At 65.8% G+C, this 17,265-nt stretch carries 13 protein-coding genes; 2 read left to right on the forward strand and 11 right to left on the reverse strand.

The annotated features are described in order from the left end of the window. Nucleotides 1-90: 90 nt before the first annotated feature. From rfbD to DOM33_RS03050, 11 genes are all read right to left on the reverse strand, one after another. Entirely contained in the window at nt 91-978 is an 888-nt protein-coding gene (gene rfbD, locus DOM33_RS03000; protein WP_110665677.1) for a dTDP-4-dehydrorhamnose reductase, read from the reverse strand. Beyond that, on the reverse strand, nt 975-2,054 hold the full coding sequence (gene rfbB, locus DOM33_RS03005) for a dTDP-glucose 4,6-dehydratase (protein WP_110665679.1): 1,080 nt from the start codon (nt 2,052-2,054) through the stop codon (nt 975-977). Before rfbB ends, rfbD begins: the two co-directional genes overlap by 4 nt. An 88-nt stretch (nt 2,055-2,142) precedes the next feature. Next, nucleotides 2,143-3,243 (reverse strand): KpsE/RkpR family capsule polysaccharide export protein, encoded by a 1,101-nt coding sequence (locus DOM33_RS03010; protein ID WP_110665681.1) that lies wholly within the window; start codon nt 3,241-3,243, stop codon nt 2,143-2,145. After that, the gene (locus DOM33_RS03015) at nt 3,240-4,184 is read right to left on the reverse strand and encodes an ABC transporter ATP-binding protein (protein WP_110665683.1); all 945 of its coding nucleotides are present in this window, start codon (nt 4,182-4,184) and stop codon (nt 3,240-3,242) included. The genes DOM33_RS03010 and DOM33_RS03015 overlap by 4 nt, the downstream gene beginning before the upstream one ends. A 10-nt stretch (nt 4,185-4,194) precedes the next feature. After that, entirely contained in the window at nt 4,195-5,004 is an 810-nt protein-coding gene (locus DOM33_RS03020) for an ABC transporter permease (protein WP_204352592.1), read from the reverse strand. A gap of 70 nt (nt 5,005-5,074) precedes the next feature. Continuing rightward, nucleotides 5,075-6,895 (reverse strand): polysaccharide biosynthesis/export family protein, encoded by a 1,821-nt coding sequence (locus tag DOM33_RS03025; RefSeq protein ID WP_239495242.1) that lies wholly within the window; start codon nt 6,893-6,895, stop codon nt 5,075-5,077. Nucleotides 6,896-7,029: 134 nt separating this feature from the next. Beyond that, nucleotides 7,030-7,434 (reverse strand): DVU3141 family protein, encoded by a 405-nt coding sequence (locus DOM33_RS03030; RefSeq protein ID WP_162617872.1) that lies wholly within the window; start codon nt 7,432-7,434, stop codon nt 7,030-7,032. A 73-nt stretch (nt 7,435-7,507) separates the two neighbouring features. Next, a complete protein-coding gene (gene cysN, locus DOM33_RS03035) occupies nt 7,508-9,418 on the reverse strand; it encodes a sulfate adenylyltransferase subunit CysN (protein WP_110665687.1) in 1,911 nt (636 codons plus the stop codon). Nucleotides 9,419-9,504: 86 nt separating this feature from the next. Further along, on the reverse strand, nt 9,505-10,422 hold the full coding sequence (cysD, locus tag DOM33_RS03040) for a sulfate adenylyltransferase subunit CysD (RefSeq protein WP_110665689.1): 918 nt from the start codon (nt 10,420-10,422) through the stop codon (nt 9,505-9,507). A 47-nt stretch (nt 10,423-10,469) separates the two neighbouring features. After that, a complete protein-coding gene (gene cysQ, locus DOM33_RS03045) occupies nt 10,470-11,285 on the reverse strand; it encodes a 3'(2'),5'-bisphosphate nucleotidase CysQ (protein WP_110665691.1) in 816 nt (271 codons plus the stop codon). Between the two features lie 93 nt (nt 11,286-11,378). Then, nucleotides 11,379-13,154: an SLC13 family permease gene (locus DOM33_RS03050; RefSeq protein WP_338053814.1), complete on the reverse strand. Its 1,776-nt coding sequence runs from the start codon at nt 13,152-13,154 to the stop codon at nt 11,379-11,381. 751 nt (nt 13,155-13,905) lie between these two features. On the opposite strand from DOM33_RS03050, the gene DOM33_RS03055 reads away from it, so the two are divergent. Together DOM33_RS03055 and DOM33_RS03060 are read left to right on the forward strand one after the other, a co-directional pair. Further along, the gene (locus DOM33_RS03055; RefSeq protein WP_110665695.1) at nt 13,906-15,966 is read left to right on the forward strand and encodes a capsular polysaccharide biosynthesis protein; all 2,061 of its coding nucleotides are present in this window, start codon (nt 13,906-13,908) and stop codon (nt 15,964-15,966) included. Beyond that, complete coding sequence (locus DOM33_RS03060) at nt 15,967-17,244, forward strand: capsule biosynthesis protein (protein WP_110665697.1); 1,278 nt, start codon at nt 15,967-15,969, stop codon at nt 17,242-17,244. Nucleotides 17,245-17,265: the final 21 nt, after the last annotated feature.

The raw sequence follows: 17,265 nt of genomic DNA on the forward strand, positions 1-17,265 counted from the left end.
GCCGGCAACGTGACTGACTCGCCGGTCTGACCGGCGCCCTGCTGAAACCGTTTCGATACCCGCGACCCTGGCGGTCGTCGCGGCGTGTGCTCAGCGCGTGCTCAGGATATCTTCCAGCGTCAGATCGAGCTGCGCCTGCCAAGTGGGCAGATCGATTCCCAGCTCGCGTTCGAGCTTGTTGAGCGAGAGCCGCGAGTTGAGCGGACGCGTCGCCGGCGTCGGATAGTCGCTGGTGGGAATCGCGCCCAGCCCCTCATCGGTGATGGCCAGCGTCTCGCCGCGGTCGCGGGCGGCGGCGAAGATCGCCTCGGCGAAGCCGTGCCAGCTGGTCTCCCCCCGGGGGGCGAGATGATAGAGCCCCGGGGCGAAGGTGCCCTGTCGCAGCCCCTGCAGCGCCAACAGCGTGACCTCGGCGATCAGCCGCGCCGGCGTTGGCGCGCCGATCTGATCGACGACGACGTTGAGCGACGTCCGTTCGCGCCCCAGACGCAGCATGGTCTTGAGAAAGTTGCCGCCGCGGGCGCTGTAGACCCAGCTGGTGCGAAAGACGATGGCACTGGCACCGCTCGCGGCGACCGCCTCGTCGCCGGCGAGCTTGCTGGCGCCGTAGACGGAGAGCGGCCCGGTGGCGCTCTTTTCCGTCCAGGGCATCTCGCCGTCACCCGGATAGACGTAATCCGAGGAGTAGTGCACCAGCACCGCACCGCTCTCGACGGCGTGGGCGGCGAGCTGCTCGGGCAGGCCGGCGTTGAGCCGGTAGGCCTCCTCGGCCGCCGATTCCGCGGCATCCACCGCCGTCCAGGCCGCCGCGTTGACGATCAGCGCCGGGCGCTGCGCCTTCAGATGCGCGTCCACCGCCTCCGCGTCCATCAGATCGAGTCGTTCGCGGGTCGGGGCATCGATGGCACCCAGCGGCGCCAGCGCGCGTCTGAGTTCGAAGCCGACCTGCCCGTTGCCCCCGAGAATCAGTATCGTCATGCGCTCTCTCCCAGTCGTTCGCCCTGGTATTTGCCGCTCTGGACGCGGCGCCACCACTGCTCGTTGTCGAGGAACCACTGAACCGTCCGGCGCATGCCGGAATCGAAGGTCTCCCGCGGCGTCCAACCCAGCTCGCGCTCGATCTTGCCGGCGTCGATGGCGTAGCGCAGATCGTGGCCGGGGCGGTCGGTGACGAAGGTGATCAGATCGCGGTAGTGCGTGACCCCTTCCGGCTTGGCCGGGGCGAGGGTCTCGAGCAGCGCGCAGATCGTCTCGACCACCTCGATGTTGGGTTTCTCGTTGTGCCCGCCGATGTTGTAGGTCTCGCCGATCTCGCCGGTGGCAGCGACGTGGATCAGGGCGCGAGCGTGATCCTCGACGAACAGCCAGTCGCGGACCTGCTTGCCATCGCCGTAGACCGGCAGCGGCTTGCCGGCGACGGCGTTGAGAATGGTCAGCGGAATCAGCTTCTCCGGGAAGTGATACGGGCCGTAGTTGTTGGAGCAGTTGGTGACGAGCGTCGGCAGGCCGTAGGTGCGCTGCCAGGCGCGAACCAGATGATCGGAGCTCGCCTTGCTCGCGGAATACGGCGAGCTAGGCGCGTAGGACGTGGTCTCGGTGAACAGGTCGTCGGCGCCGTGCAGGTCGCCGTAGACCTCGTCGGTAGAGATGTGATGAAAGCGGAAATCCGCCGCCTTCTGCGCGTCGCTCTCCTTGAGGCCTTTCCAGTACTGCCTGGCGGCCTCGAGCAGCACGTAGGTGCCGACCACGTTGGTCTCGATGAAGGCCGCGGGCCCATCGATGGAGCGGTCGACGTGACTCTCTGCCGCCAGATGCATCACCACGTCCGGCTGCGTCTCGGCGAAGAGCCTGGCCATCGCCTCGGCATCACAGATGTCGGCCTGACGGAAGGCGTAGCGAGGGTCGTCCTCGACCGCGGCAAGCGATTCGAGATTGCCGGCGTAGGTGAGCTTGTCCACGTTGACCACACGGTGATCCGTTTCCCGGATCAGCTCGCGGACCACGGCAGAGCCGATGAAACCGGCCCCCCCGGTGACCAGAAACGTCTTGCTCATGTCCTCTCTCCCGTTGTTGGCATGTCGTTGGTGCCACCGAGCGATCGATGACGGCCTCGGTAGCGGGTTGAATGGTTGCGAAGCGCGCTCAGTCGCGATGGTCCTTCACAATGAGGATCAGCATGTTGAGGATCAGCGTGACGAACAGCGCGATCACGGCGAACACTACCGAGTTGTAGAGGCGCTCCGGCTGCTCCGGGTACTCCGGCCGCGTCGGCGCCTGCAGGATCGAGACCTGCTTCAACTTGCGGGCCGCCTCGATGCGCGTGTTCTCGAGCGCTGCCAGCGCGCCGGAGTAGCTCTGCTGGGCGAAATCGGCGCGCAGCATCAGCGTCTGATACTCCGACGACACGGCGTTCAGGGCGTCGCCGGACTGGCGCGCCAGCCGCTCGCTCTCCTGCTGGATCTGGCTGTTGAGCGCGTTGATCTCGGCGTTGATGCGCACCATTTCCGGCGAGCGCCCGCTCTGGAAGCTCGCAAGCGCGCTCTTGCGCGCTTTGGCGACGGCGACCTGACCCTCGAGCGAAGCGACCACGGAACTCAGGCTCTCCACGGTTCCCACCGGCGAGACCAGGCCGTTGGCGTTCTGATAGTCCAACAGCACGTCCCGCGTATCCTGAAACCTCTGTTCGAGGATCGCTACCTGCTTCTCCAGAAAACGCACCTGCTCCTCGGCGAGGCGCTGTCCCATCTGGTTCATGTGTCGCTCGCCCTCGTCGAGCATCAGCTGGGCGATCTGGTACGCCTTTTCAGGATCGAACGCTTCGACGTCGAGCCGCAGCACGCCGGCGTAGTCGTCGAGTTCGATCGACACCCGCGAGAGGTAGTACTCGTGAAGCGTCTCGATCGGGGCGTTCGCGTCGCGCAGTGCACTCATCGGGTCCGCCCCCGACTGGGCGTAGTGATCGCGGAAATCCGCCTGTTCCACGAGCAGCTGGAGCATGTCCACCGAGCGCATGTAATCGCGCAGCAGCAGCATGTCCGAGAGGTTGCCGGACGCGCTGCCGGTGAGCAGCGAACTGAAGCTCAGATTCGGGGCGGCGATCTGCGGGCTCTCCAGCACCACGTTGGCGTGGGAGACGTAGCGGTCACTCGCCCACAGCATCCAGTAGAGCGTCACGCCGGTGATCGCCGCGAAACAGACCAGCCAGTGCAGATACCGGCTAGCGAAAGAGGAACGTTTCTTCATGGCCGTCTCTTCTTGTGTGGGGGCTTACGATTGGATGAGTTGCGATGAGAAGTCTTCTGCGCGGGTGTCCGCAGGCGCTGAACGTGGCGGCGGGCGTCGAGCATGGCCTCGCGCGCCTCTTCGAGCCGCCAGCGCAGCGTGTCGTCTTCGGCCTCGCGATCGGGGTCGTCCCCGGCCGCTTCGAAAGCGGCCTTGGCCTCGGCGAAATCCCGATTGGCCTCATTCAGCCCCTCTCTCGCCTCGGCATGGGTTCGGGGCACCACCGGCACTCGCGGCACCCGCCCGTCGGTGGCTTGGTGATAGGCGGCGATCGCCGCGTCGATGTCGTCGTACCAGCGGGCACTGCCCTTCTCCAGCACGATGCCGGCCTGACAGAACTCCCGCAGCACGCTCTCGCCGTGGGAGACCATGATCAGACTCGCCTTGCCGATACGCGCCTCGAAGGCCTGCCGTGCCTTCTTCTTGAAGGCGCGATCGCCCACCGCGGTCGCCTCGTCGGAGAGATAGACGTCGAAGTCGAACGCCAGCGACAGCCCGAATGCCAGCCGGGAGCGCATCCCGGAGGAGTAGGTCTTCACCGGCTCGTCGAAGGCATCACCGATGTCGGCGAACGCCTCCACCTCGTCGATGATGGCGTCGATCTCGTCGTCGGCGCCGTGAATGCGGGCGACGAACTTGACGTTCTGGCGCCCCGTCATCGACCCCTGGAACCCGCCCGCCAACCCGATCGGCCAGGAGACGCGGCTTTCGCGCACGATCTCGCCGCGGTCCGGCGTGTCCATGCCGCCGATCAGGCGCAGCAGCGTGGTCTTGCCGGCACCGTTGCGCCCCAGCAGGCCGACGCTGACGCCGTCGGGAATCGTCAGCGACACGTCCTCGAGCACCCAGGGGCTACCGTGATGGTTGTGGTATCGCTTGTAGAGGTTGCGGATCTCGATCATGGAGCGCTCCTCACTCGGCCTTGAGCTTCGCGGCGAAGCGCAGATGGAGAATCAGCCCCAGCGCGATCAGCGAAAGCGCCCAGAACCAGAGATAGGTCATGTCGATGCCGTCGAGGGTGTGATAGCCGTCGAAGAAGCTCAGCCGCATGCTCTCCAGCCCGTGGACGATGGGGTTATAGAGCAGGTACTCCCGGTACGGATACGGGATGTACATCACCGGCAGGATGACGCCGGAGAGCAGCAGCAGCGGCAGGTTGAGAATGCGCACCACGCGGCCGACTTCCGGCACCAGATCGCCGAGCACCGATACCGTCAGCCCCGCCCCCCAGCCCAGCGCCCAGAGCGACAGCCAGTCGAGCATCACGCCGAGCGGTCGCGCCGGCATCAGGTCGAACTGGAGCAGCGTGCCGATGCCGATGAAGAGCAGGAACAGAAACGACTTCAGCGCTCCTTCGAGAAAACAGCGCACCAGGACGGTGTCGACCGGTTTCACCTGGCGGTAGGCGAACAGTCCCTTGTTGGCCTCGATCGCCCCGAGCGCGCGCATCATGTTCTCGCGAAAGAGGCCGTACCCCATCAGCCCGACGACCAGCCACGGCACGTGATCGGCCCCGGCGACCTCGCTGCCGGAGAGGAAGAGTCCGCGCACCGAGACCATCACGGCGATGATCGCCAGCGGCTCGAAGAGCATCCAGAACCACCCCATGCGATCCGCCATGGTTCGCGAGATCGCCTCGCGCATGAACATCGCGAACCAGACGCTGCGAGTGACCCGCCAGGGCCCCCGGCTGGGTCGCCGGGAAAGGCTCAGCTGTGCCATGACTCACCTCCGCGTTCGGCCGAGGAGGCGTCGGCGGCGGGTCGCCTCACGCCGACGTCGATACGGACGTTCATAGATCCAGCGCCACGCGGGTGGCGACCGCGATCTGGAACAGGATCTGCGTGATGCTCGAGGCCAGCTCGATGTTGCTGGTCGGTGCGGCCGGCAGCACGATGATTTCGTCGCCGGCGCGCATCGCGGTGTCGTCGGCGTGGATGACCGCCCCGTTGCGATGCACCACCAGTACCTGATCGTCGTCGGCGCGCGGCGTGAAACCGCCCGCCAACCGGATGTAGTCCTGCGCGCTCAGCCCCGGGGTGAAGACGATCGACTGCGGGATCACGATCTCGCCGCTGAGCAGTACGGAGTCGGTGCTCTCGGGAATGGTGACCACATCACCGTCCTGCAACCGGATGTTGGCGACGTCGTTGTCGCGGGCTACCACCAGCCGTCCGGTGGGCTCGACCTGGGAGGCCTTCTGCACGAAGCGCGCGATCAGCTCCGCCTGGCGCACCTGGATCTCGCCCTCCTTCGCGGTCCGCGAGGGATAGCCCAGATAGGTGGTCTCCAGCCGGCGCAGGCTCTGCTTGAGCGACTCGGCCTGCTGCTCGGCAACGCTGACCCGACGAATCGAGACGTCGCGGTAGCTGGTCATCGACTCGGGCACGCTGATCGCGTTCAGGAATTCGCCGAGCTTGGCATCGCGCGGCAGCGCATAGCGCGACGGGCCGTAGTAGCTGCCCTCGACCTGCACCACGATGGTCTCGTCACGGCGGTCGGCGCTGAACAGCACCTCGTCACCCCGACGTACCTCGGCGCTGCCGAACGCGGTCAGCGGCAGGTAGCGCGAGATCGGCCCCGACTCTCGGCTGCCGCGCAGCAGCACGTGGGAGACGCCGGCGCGCAGACGCGCCAGATCGATCACGTCCGTCCCGGTCAGGCTCTCGCCGACGAGTTCGTAGCGGTAGGCTTTCTGGACGTCGCCGGCGACGCTGATCGCCGGCCCGCGCTCCTCGACGACGATGGTGTCACCGTCGCGAAACTGCGGGCGAGCGATCTGCCCGTCGATCAGGAAGTCGTAGAGATCGACCACCTCGAGGGTGGTGTTGCCGCGCTTGATGACGATGCGCCGGTAGCTGCCGAGGGCCTGATCGATGCCGCCGGCCTGATCGAGGAAATAGAGCACCGAGTCGTTGGGCGTGCCGGAGTAGCGGCCCGGACTCTGGACGTAGCCGGTGACGAACACCCCGACCGGCTGCACGCCCTGCAGGTTGGTGTAGACGCTGACGTTTTCCGGATAGACCGACTGGATCGCCCCGCGGACCCGGGAGTTCAACTGCGCGTTGGAGATGCCCTGTACCGATAGCGGCCCGATGCCCGGCAAGAAGATGTTGCCCTGGGCATCCACCACCAGCACGCGCTCGATCTCCACCCCGCCCCAGACTCTCAGCGTGATCTGATCGCCCGGTTTGATCAGGTATTCCGGATTGAGACCGTCGGCCATGATGCCGCGAAAGCCACCGGTAAACAGATTGGCGCCGAACGGTGGCAGCCGATCCGGGTTGATCGCCGCGCCGCTGAGGCCGCGAGGATCGTTGGGATTCTGGCCCGGCTGCCCGTAGGGCCCGGTGCCTTGGCCATAGGGCGCCCCATAGCTGGCGTTGTTCCAGTTGGCCCGGGGCGAGGTCTCGACGTCGTTGCCCTCGCTGGACGAGGTGACCGGCTCCGCCTCCTCCTGGCCGCCGAGCAGCGAGGCGCTGCCCACACCGATCGACTGCGCCTGGGCTCGGGTGGCGTCGAGACCGCTCATCGCCAATGCCGTGATCGCCATCAGACACGCTACCGCCACCGGGCGTCCGGCCCGGAAAATCAACGCTGCCCGCTTGTTCATGTTGTGCTGCCTCAATCGTTATTGCGGCCATGAGGGGTCCGCCGGCCCCGAAAACGGGGTCGCGAGCCTTCCGGCGTTCATGCCTTCCCGCTATCTGGGTCGGCGGGTTTCGACGGCGTCGCGGATCGGTTCGATCAGCGAATGAGGGCCGTCACCAGGCGCTGCGTGTACCAGCTATTGCCCGCCACACGACAGGCGAGTGCGCCGTCGTCGAGCGATGACGGTCCCGCGGTGCGGGTGAGTTCGAGATGGACGCACTGGCGTCCGCTCGCGGCGAAGTAGCGCTCACGGGCGTAGATCGCGACATTGGCTCCCAAGGGCGAGGTGGCGAGCGTCGTCGCGCTTCCCGTGGCGGCGCTGTCCAGAAACGCCGAGAGTTGCGGCCCCGCCGGTGTGGCGTCGTCCATGGGGACACTGGGGCCGCTACCGGTCTGGTGGCCATTGGCGGCGCAGCCGGCGAGCGCCAGCACGAGTAGCGCCGCACCTGCCAGGCGACACCGGGGGCGACTTTGCGTACGCACTGCATCGATCGTTTTCATGGTCATCGATTCTTTTCGTGGTTATTGATGCATTTCATGACTGACGCTTGCGGCCTCGATCCTGCCGCGGCCGCTAGATCACCTGATGACGGCGAAGTGCCGCGATCAGCCGACCCACGGTCTCTTCCAGGTCATAGGCCGAGGTATCGATCTCCACCTCGGCGCCCTCCGGCACCTCGTAAGGGGAGCTGATGCCGGTGAACTGCGTGATCTCGCCGGCGCGCGCCTTCTGGTAGAGCCCCTTGGGATCGCGCTGCTCGCAGACCTCGATCGGCGTATTGACGAACACCTCGATGAACTCGTCTGGGCCGACCATGTCGCGGATCATCTGCCGGTCCTGACGGAACGGCGAGATGAACGAGACCAGCGTCACCATGCCGGCGTCGGTCATCAGCTTGGCGACCTCGCCCACCCGGCGGATGTTCTCCTGACGGTCGCGGTCGCTGAAGCCCAGGTCGCGGCACAGCCCGTGGCGCACGTTGTCGCCGTCGAGCAGGTAGGTGTTGTAGCCCATGCCGAAGAGCTGACGTTCCAGCGCATTGGCCACCGTCGACTTGCCCGCCCCGGAGAGGCCGGTGAACCAGACGATGCAGGGTTTCTGACGGTTGCGTTCGGCGCGCCGCTTCTTGGTCACCGCCATGTCGTGCCAGACGATGTTGCTGGCGCTGAGGGTGTCCACCACCATGCCGGCGCCGACGGTGAGGTTGCTGAGCTTGTCGATCAGCGCGAAGTTGCCGGTGTGCGGCGAGCGCTGGTAGCCGTCCAGCGTCAGCGGCTGGGTGGTCTCGATCTGGCAGCGGGCGATGCCGTTGAGCTCGAGGCGGTCGGTGGCGCTACGCGCCATGGTGTTGACGTCGACCTGATAGACGATGCGGATCACCCGCCCCGCCACGGTGCGCGTGCCCGCCTTGAGTTCGTACTCGTGGCCGATCGCCAGCGGCTTGTCGTGCATCCACACCACGTCCGCGGTAAAGGCCGTGCAGGGTTCGAGCTCGCTGTCGGCCTCGACCAGCATGTCGCCGCGGGAGATATCGATCTCATCGGTCAGCGTCAGCGTGATCGCCTGGCCGGGATAGGCCGCCGCCAGATCGCCATCGTTGGTGACGATGCGCGAGACCCGGGAGCGCTGGTTGGAGGGAATGACGCGGATCGCGTCGCCCGGGCGGATCACCCCGGCGGCCAGCGTGCCGCAGTAGCCGCGAAAGTTGAGATTGGGCCGGTTGACGTACTGCACCGGAAAGCGCAGCTGGTCCAGCGGCAGCTCGTGGCTGATGTCGATGGTCTCGAGAATCTGGATCAGCGGCGCGCCGCGCTCGCGCCCGGTGAGATACCACGGCATGTGCTCGCTGTGGTTGACGACGTTGTCGCCATCGAGCGCCGACATCGGCACGAAGCGCAGATCGTTCACCGACAGCTTGGTCGCGAACTCTCGGTAGTCGGCGACGATCTCGTCGAAGCGCGCCTGGGAGTAGTCGACCAGATCCATCTTGTTGACCGCGATCACCAGATGCTGGATGCCCAGCAGATCGCAGATGAAGCTGTGGCGACGCGTCTGCGTCTGCACGCCATAGCGCGCGTCGATCAGGATCACCGCGAGACTCGCGGTGGAGGCGCCGGTCGCCATGTTGCGGGTGTACTGCTCGTGTCCCGGGGTGTCGGCGATGATGAACTTGCGCTTGTCGGTGGAGAAGAAACGGTAGGCGACATCGATGGTGATGCCCTGCTCGCGCTCCGACTGCAGGCCGTCGACCAGCAGCGCCAGGTCGACCTTGTCGCCCGTCGTGCCGCGACTCTTGGAGTCACGGGTGATGGCCGCGAGCTGATCTTCGTAGATCATCTTGGAGTCGTGGAGCAGCCGACCGATCAGGGTCGACTTGCCGTCGTCGACGCTGCCACAGGTGATGAAGCGCAGCAGATCCTTGTTTTCGTGGTCCCGCAGGTACTGCTCGATGTTATCGGCGATCATCGAAGACTGGTGTGACATGGATGCCCCCTGAGAATGAAGAATGAAAAGCCAGGCGCCGGGAAAGAAGACGACACCGCCCGTGGCTCATGGCGCGTGAGCCGGCGTCAGAAATAGCCCTCGCGCTTTTTCTTCTCCATCGAGCCCGCCTGGTCGCGGTCGATGGCCCGCCCCGAGCGCTCGCTGGTGCGGGTCAGCAGCATCTCCTGGATGATCGCCGGCAGCGTCGAGGCCTTGGACTCCACCGCCCCGGTGAGCGGGTAGCAGCCGAGCGTGCGAAAACGCACCCACTTCTCTTCGGGCACTTCACCGGGCGCCAGCGGCAGGCGCTCGTCGTCGACCATGATCTGCATGCCGTCGCGCACCACGACCGGGCGCGGCGCGGAGTAATAGAGCGGCACGATGGGGATCGACTCGAGATAGATGTATTGCCAGATATCGAGCTCGGTCCAGTTGGAGAGCGGGAAGACGCGGATCGACTCGCCCTGGTTCACGCGGCCGTTGTAGAGATTCCACAGTTCCGGGCGCTGGTTCTTGGGGTCCCAGCGGTGGTGACGGTCGCGAAACGAGTAGACCCGCTCCTTGGCGCGCGAGGCCTCCTCGTCGCGGCGTGCCCCGCCGAAGGCGGCATCGAAGCCGTACTTGTCCAGCGCCTGCTTGAGCGACTGAGTCTTCATGATGTCGGTGTACTTGGCGCTGCCGTGGTCGAAGGGGTTGATGCCGGCGGCGCGCCCCTCCTCATTGACGTGCTCGATCAGCTCCATGCCGACCTGGGCGGCCATACGGTCGCGAAAGTCGATCATTTCGCGAAACTTCCACGTCGTGTTGACGTGCATCAGCGGGAACGGCGGCGTACCGGGATAGAACGCCTTGCGTGCCAGGTGCAGCATCACCGAGGAGTCCTTGCCGATCGAGTAGAGCATCACCGGGTTGCGAAACTCGGCGGCGACCTCGCGGATGATATGGATCGACTCTGCCTCGAGCTGTTTGAGGTGGGTCTGACGAGTGGGTACGAGTTCCGACATGCCGCAGTCTCCGAGTAAGGGGTCAGGGGAAGTCCGAGCCATGCGCGTCAGCTCAACGCCGTGGCGAGTGCCGACTCCCAGCGCGGATCGCGCCGTGAGCAGACGATGAAGAAGGGATTGAGCAGGCTCTCCCCGCGGTTGCAGCGAAGCGGCTCGAGCGTTGTGGCATCCAACACCTCGCCGCCGGCGGCGGTGACGACCGCCTGAGCGGCGGCGGTGTCCCACTCGCAGGTCGGGGCGAGTCTCGGGTAGAGATCCGCCGCCCCTTCGGCGACGAGACACAGCTTGATCGAGCTGCCCATCGAGACCCGCTCGTGGGCCGGCAGCGCCGCGCAGAACGTCTCGAACGCCTCGGCGCCGTGAGAGCGGCTTCCCACGATGCGCCACGCCTCGTCGTCGGCCTGCGGCAATGATCGCGGCGCGATCGGCGTGCGCTCGCCGTCGATAATTTTCCAGGCGCCCTCGCCCTGTTCGCCCCACCAGGTCACGCCGAGCACCGGCGCGTGGACGATGCCGAAGACCGGCACGCCCTGCTCGATCAGCGCCACGTTGAGCGTGAATTCACCGTTTCGCTTGATGAACTCCTTGGTGCCATCGAGCGGGTCGATCAGCCAGTAGCGCGACCAGCTGGCGCGCTCGGCGTAGTCGACGGCCTCCGACTCCTCCGACAGCAGCGGCAGTGACGGCTCGACTTCGCTGAGCAGCGCCACCAGCGCGCGGTGAGCGGCGAGGTCCGCCTCGGTCAGCGGACTGGCGTCGGCCTTGGTCTCGACGTCGAAGTCGCGGTGATAGATGGCGAGAACCGCGTCACCCGCGGCTTTCACGCCGTCGAGCAGGGTCTGTCGGGTTGCGTCATTCCACATGTCGATTTCCTGTCTTCTGTCGAAAGCGGTCGTCTGTCGAAAGCGGTCGTAGGCCTAGAGCTGGCGCGCTCGGTGGTGTGGCAAACGGACCGGTCATGGGTGGAAAGGCCAGATCAGCGGCACCAGCGACAGCGTGGTCGCCGCCGTCAGCAAGCTCAGCGGCAGCCCCAGGCGCAGGTAGTCGGTAATGCGATAGCCGCCAGGGCCGAGCACCATCAGGTTCGTCTGATACCCCAGCGGCGTGATGAAACTCGCCGAGGCGGCGATAGTCACCGCGATCACGAAGGGCATGATGTCGACCCCGAGCTGCTGAGCGACGGAGACGGCGATGGGGAACATCAGCACCGCAGCGGCGTTGTTGGTGATCACCTCGGTGAAGAAGACGGTGAGCCCGTAGACCAGGGCGAGCCCGATCAGCGGCGAGACCACCCCACCGACGAGCCAGACGGCGAGCTGCTCGGCGGCGCCGGTCTTGGTCATCGCGACCCCGAGGGCGAACGAGGAAGCGATGACGATCAGCACCGAGAGATCCAGATAGCGCCGTGCCTTGCCCATGGTGAGACAGCCCGTCGCCAGCATCGCCCCGGCGGCGCCGAGAGCGGCTTCGAGAATCGAGACCAGGCCGAACGTATTGACGCCCACCATCAGACAGAGAATGGCGATGGCCAGCGGCGCCTTGTCGAAGTTCGGCGGCGTGGAATCGTTGAGCGCGCTGACCAGCAGGAAATCCTTGCGGTAGCGGTACTGGGCGACGAAAGCGTCGCCGGTCTCCAGCAGCAGCGTGTCGCCGACCTGCAGCCGAATGTCGCCGAGCTTGCCGGTGAGCCGTCGGCCGCCGCGGGAAATCGACAAAATCACCGCCTGGAAGCGCGAGCGGAAACGGCTGTCGCGCACGCTCTGGTTGATCCCCGCGAAGTCCGGCCCGATCACCGCCTCCACCAGACAGCGCCGATGGGTCGCCACCGCGAGTTTGTCGACGCTGCCGTTGGCCGGGGTCAGGCCGCGTATCTGGCGAAGCTCGCGGGCGCACTCGGGGGCGCCGACGAAGACCAGCACGTCGCCGGCTGCCAGGCGCGTCTCCGGCGGCACGGCGGAGAGCAGATCCTGGCCGCGCTGGATGTCGGCGAGATAGCCGTACTGCAGATGGCGCAGGCCGGCGTCGGCGATGCGCTTGCCGACCAGCGGCCCGCCGCTGTCGACGACCACTTCGACGCCGTACTCCCGCACCTGATCGAGCTGCTCGACCAGACCCTCGCGCTTGGGCAGCAGCCGGTCGGCGAACAGCAGCAGAAAGACGCCGCCGACGACCAGTAGCGGCAGCCCGATCGCCGTGAGCTCGAACATGCCGAGCGAGCGGTTCCACTGACTCTGCAGCAGACCGTCCACCACCAGGTTGGTGCTGGTGCCGATCAGCGTGCAGGTACCGCCGAGGATGGCGACGTAGCTCAGCGGCAGCAGCAGTTTCGACGGCGAGAGCTTGAGCCGCTTCGACCAGTCCTGGATCGCCGGGATGAACATCGCCACCACGGTGGTGTTGTTGAGAAAGGCGCTCAGAAACGACACCGGCAGCAGCACCCGCCAGTAGGCGCGGCGCAGGGTAGCCGGCTGCCCCAGCAGCTGGTTGGCGACCCAGTTGATCGCCCCGGTCTCCTTCAGCGCGGCGGCGACCACGTAGAGTGCGGCGATGGTCATCACCCCGGTATTGGCGAATCCCGCCAGCGCCTCGCCGGGGGTCAGGACCTGAGTGGCGATCAGAAAGGTCATCGCCGCCATCAGGATGGCGTCGGAGGCAATGCGCGTGAGCATCAGCGTCGCAAGGACGGCCAGCACGCATCCCACGCTCAGCCACGCATCCATTCCCATCGTCATCGTGCGGTCCCCATCAACAGTCCCTCTTCCCCGGAGCGTTCTGCTCGATCTTCGTCTCACCGCCATCGACGCCGGTGAAACCCAAGGCGTTTGTCGGACGCGTAACCAAAAGCCAACAGTCAGCGAAAACGGCCCGCTTCACCGACTCATCGCGCTCTTTGCCTGGCGCTGTCGACGCTCTTTTTCGACTGGTTGGGCCGGGTGAGTCAAACGCTAAATTCGTGACGCGTGACAGTTTGTAAAGGGACAATCGGCGAGTTCTAACTTCGCTGAGAGAGGGGGTTTTAAGCCTTGTCGCGAAGGGGCACATGAGAAGACTGATGGCGTGTAAACTGCCGCAATATCGACGGTTTATCGTTTCGTTCGGCCAGCGCAAGAGGCGTTGCGGCGATGTTCGACGCGGCAAACTCATGCAGGACGTGGAGAGTTCGCCCACTGTTTTATTCAATTATCGTCATCCGCCAGGAGACGAAACCGTGAGTTAAATCCGCGTCTCAACGCGGCTCACGGTTTAGCTTTTTCATGCCCGAGTTGGCGACGTTGCTACAAAGAAATGATTGCTTACATTGGCGTTCACGCCCTGCCCTCGACGTAACCCAATGCAAAGCGGTTTCAGCGATCGATCGAAAACGACGCTAAAATCGGGCGCCGCGTCTGCGTTACACTGGCGCCCCGATTGCCTAAAGCCATGAACTTGAGTAGCTTAGCCATCCCTTTCGTCGACCGACCGGACACTACCGCGGCCTTTTCCATGCCCAACGACTCGACCGCCCCGCGATCGTCATCTACCCGTGTGGCCGGCTACCTGTCCAAGGGTCTGGAGCGCTGGCGAATCGTCAGCTGTCTGCTGCCGGAATTCGGTCAGCAGGTCCGCCTTCGCCCGGGTCGGTCTCGTCCCGTGGACGCCATCCTCGGCTGGGGCCTGAAGCCGACTTCGGTCAAGGCCAGGCGGCTGGCAGCGAAACGCGGCGTCCCCTATGTCGCCATCGAAGACGGCTTTCTGCGCTCGCTCGGGCTTGGCGTTCACTACGCCCAGCCGCAAAGCCTGGTCGTCGACCATAGCGGCATCTATTACGACGCCACGCGCCCCTCCGATCTCGAGCAGCTACTCAACGAGGCGAACTTCGACGACGCCGAACTCGAACGCGCCGCTCGCGCCATCGCTCGCATCCGCACGCTCAGGCTGTCGAAGTACAACCACGCGCCGGACCGGCCGCTGCCGGCCGCGGATCGCGAGCGTATTCTGGTCGTCGACCAGACGCGTGACGACGCCTCGATCACCCACGGGCTCGCCGACGCCGAGGCGTTTCGACGGATGCTTGCCTGCGCCATCGACGAGCACCCCGACGCCGAAATCCTGATCAAGACCCACCCCGACGTCATTGCCGGGCGCAAGCAGGGCTATCTCACCGACGCCGCCGTGCATCCGCGCTGCCGACTCATCGGCGAGGATCTCAACCCCTGGACACTGATCGAAGCGGTCGCAGCGGTCTACGTGGTCACCAGCCAGCTCGGCTTCGAGGCGCTGATGGCCGACAAGCCGGTCTCCTGCTTCGGCCTGCCCTTTTATGCCGGCTGGGGGCTGACACGTGACACCCAGACGTGCGACCGCCGCCGACGGACGCGCAGTCGTGACGAGCTTTTCGCCGCCACCTACTTGCGCTACTGCCGTTATGCCAACCCCTACACCGGGCAGGTGTCGACGCTGGAAGCGACGATCGATCTGATCAGCGACCAGAAACGTCAGCGCGACCGGCTCGCCGGCCGCTGGCTCGCTGTCGGCTTCTCGAGCTGGAAGCGCGCCTTCGTTCGCGACTTTCTGGGGCCGGCGTCGAGCGTGCGCTTCACCCCGCACGCCAGTCCCGGCGACGACGAGGCCAAGGGCTGCGATAGCCTCGTCGTCTGGGGCCAGAAGGCGACCGACACCGTGCGCGACTACTGCCGCCGGCACGGCCTGAAACTCTGGCGCATGGAGGATGGCTTCGTGCGCTCGGTGGGTCTCGGCGTCGATCTGACCCGGCCGCTGTCACTGGCGTTCGACGCCCGCGGGCTCTACTACGACGCCCATCACGAGAGCGATCTCGAGTGGCTGCTCGGCAACGCCGAGTTCGACCCGGCGCTGCTGGCCCGCGCCGCCAAGCTGCGTGAGCGACTGATCGCGCTGAAACTCTCCAAGTACAACGTCGTCGCGGCCGGTACGGCGCTACCCGAGCGCGAGACGATCGGTGACCGACGCGTGATCCTGGTGCCGGGTCAGGTCGAGACCGACGCCTCCATCGCTCAGGGCTCGCCGGTGGTTCGCACCAACCGCGCGCTACTCGAGGCCGTACGCGCCGAGCGTCCGGACGCTTTCATCGTCTACAAGCCGCACCCGGACGTGGTATCCGGGGCGCGGGTCGGGGTAATCGACGACGCGGCGCGGCAACTGTTCGACGTCGAGGCGCGGGATGCCGACATCCTCGAGCTCATCGATGCTGCCGACGAGATCCATACCATGTGCTCGCTGACGGGCTTCGAGGGCCTGATGCGCGGCGTCGAGGTGCACACCCACGGCCTGCCGTTCTACGCCGGCTGGGGGCTGACGGTCGACCGGCTCAGCGCGCCCCGCCGCCAGCGTCGACTCTCGCTCGATGCGCTCATTGCCGGTGCACTGCTGCGCTATCCGACCTACGTCGACCCGGAGAGCGGCGAGTTCTGCAATGCCGACACTGCCATCGAGCTGATGCATCAGCAGCGCGCACGCCAGCGCGGCCTCTCGGCACGGGTGCGCTTCTATCGGCTCTACCGCAACCTGTTTTCGGGGAGGGTCTGAGTGGTCGCCGCCGCCCGGACAACGACGTCGCCCCGCAAGCACTTCCTGCTGCTACAGGGCGTCTGTTCGCCGTTCTTCAATCGTCTCGGCGAGCGATTGAAGGCGGCGGGCCATCGCGTCACCAAGGTCAACTTCACCGTCGGTGACAGCGTCTACTGGCGCCTCGGCGAGACGCGTGTCTACCGCGGTCACGTCGAGGACATCCCGCGCTATCTGGCGAAGATCTGGGAGCGTGAAGGCATCACCGATCAGGTGGTGTTCGGCGATCGTCGCCCGGTCCATCGCCGAGCGGTGGTCGCTGCCCGCCAGCGCGGCATTCGCAACCACGTGTTCGAAGAAGGTTACTTCCGTCCTTTCTGGGTCACACTGGAGCGCGAAGGCGTCAACGCCCATTCGCTGCTGCCCAAGGACCCGGCGTGGTACCGCGAGGCCGGCAAGCGCCTGCCGAGCGTGGGCCGGCCGCAGTCGTTTCCCAACCAGTTCAAGACCCGAGCGCGTCACGACGTTCTCTATCACCTGGCGGGCGCGGCCAACCCCTTTCTGCATCCCTACTATCGCAACCACGCGCTGGTCACCGCGCCGATGGAGTACGCCGGTTTCCTGCTGCGCGAAGCGCGCATGCCGTATCTCAAGCGGCGCGATCAGAAACGCATGGAAGCGCTGCTCGCCGCCGACGAGCCGTTCTACCTGCTGCCGCTGCAGCTCAAGAGCGACGCGCAGATTCGCTATCACTCCGACTTCAAGAACATGCAGGAGGTGATCGGCAAGGTGGCGGCGTCGTTCGCCTACCATGCCCCGGCGAATGCCAAGCTGGTGATCAAGAACCATCCGCTGGACATGGGGCTTGCGCACTACGCCCGCCTGATCGACGTTCTCAGCCGGGAGTACGACCTGGGCGACCGGCTGATCTATCTCGAGGGCGGCAACCTGGAGCAGATGCTCAAGCGCGCCCGCGGTCTGGTCACGGTCAACAGCACCGCCGGCAACGTGGCGCTGGGTTTTCACTGCCCGACCCACACGCTGGCCTCGCCGATCTACGACATGCCCGGGCTGACTCACCAGGGCAAGCTCGACGCGTTCTGGCACAGCGCACCGAAACCGGACCCGGAACTCTTTCGCGCCTACCGCCGTACGGTCGCCCAGACGGTACAGATCAACGGCGGCTTCTACTGCCAGCCGGGCATCGAGCTGGCCGCCGAGAATGCGCTGCAGACGATGCAGCGCGACCGCTCTCCGCTGGAGCAGCTGGTCGACGAAATAGGGAACTCACATCGATGAAATCAATGCCTCCGGCCGCTG

This window comes from Salinicola halophilus, from assembly GCF_003206155.1.
GTDB lineage: Bacteria > Pseudomonadota > Gammaproteobacteria > Pseudomonadales > Halomonadaceae > Salinicola > Salinicola halophilus.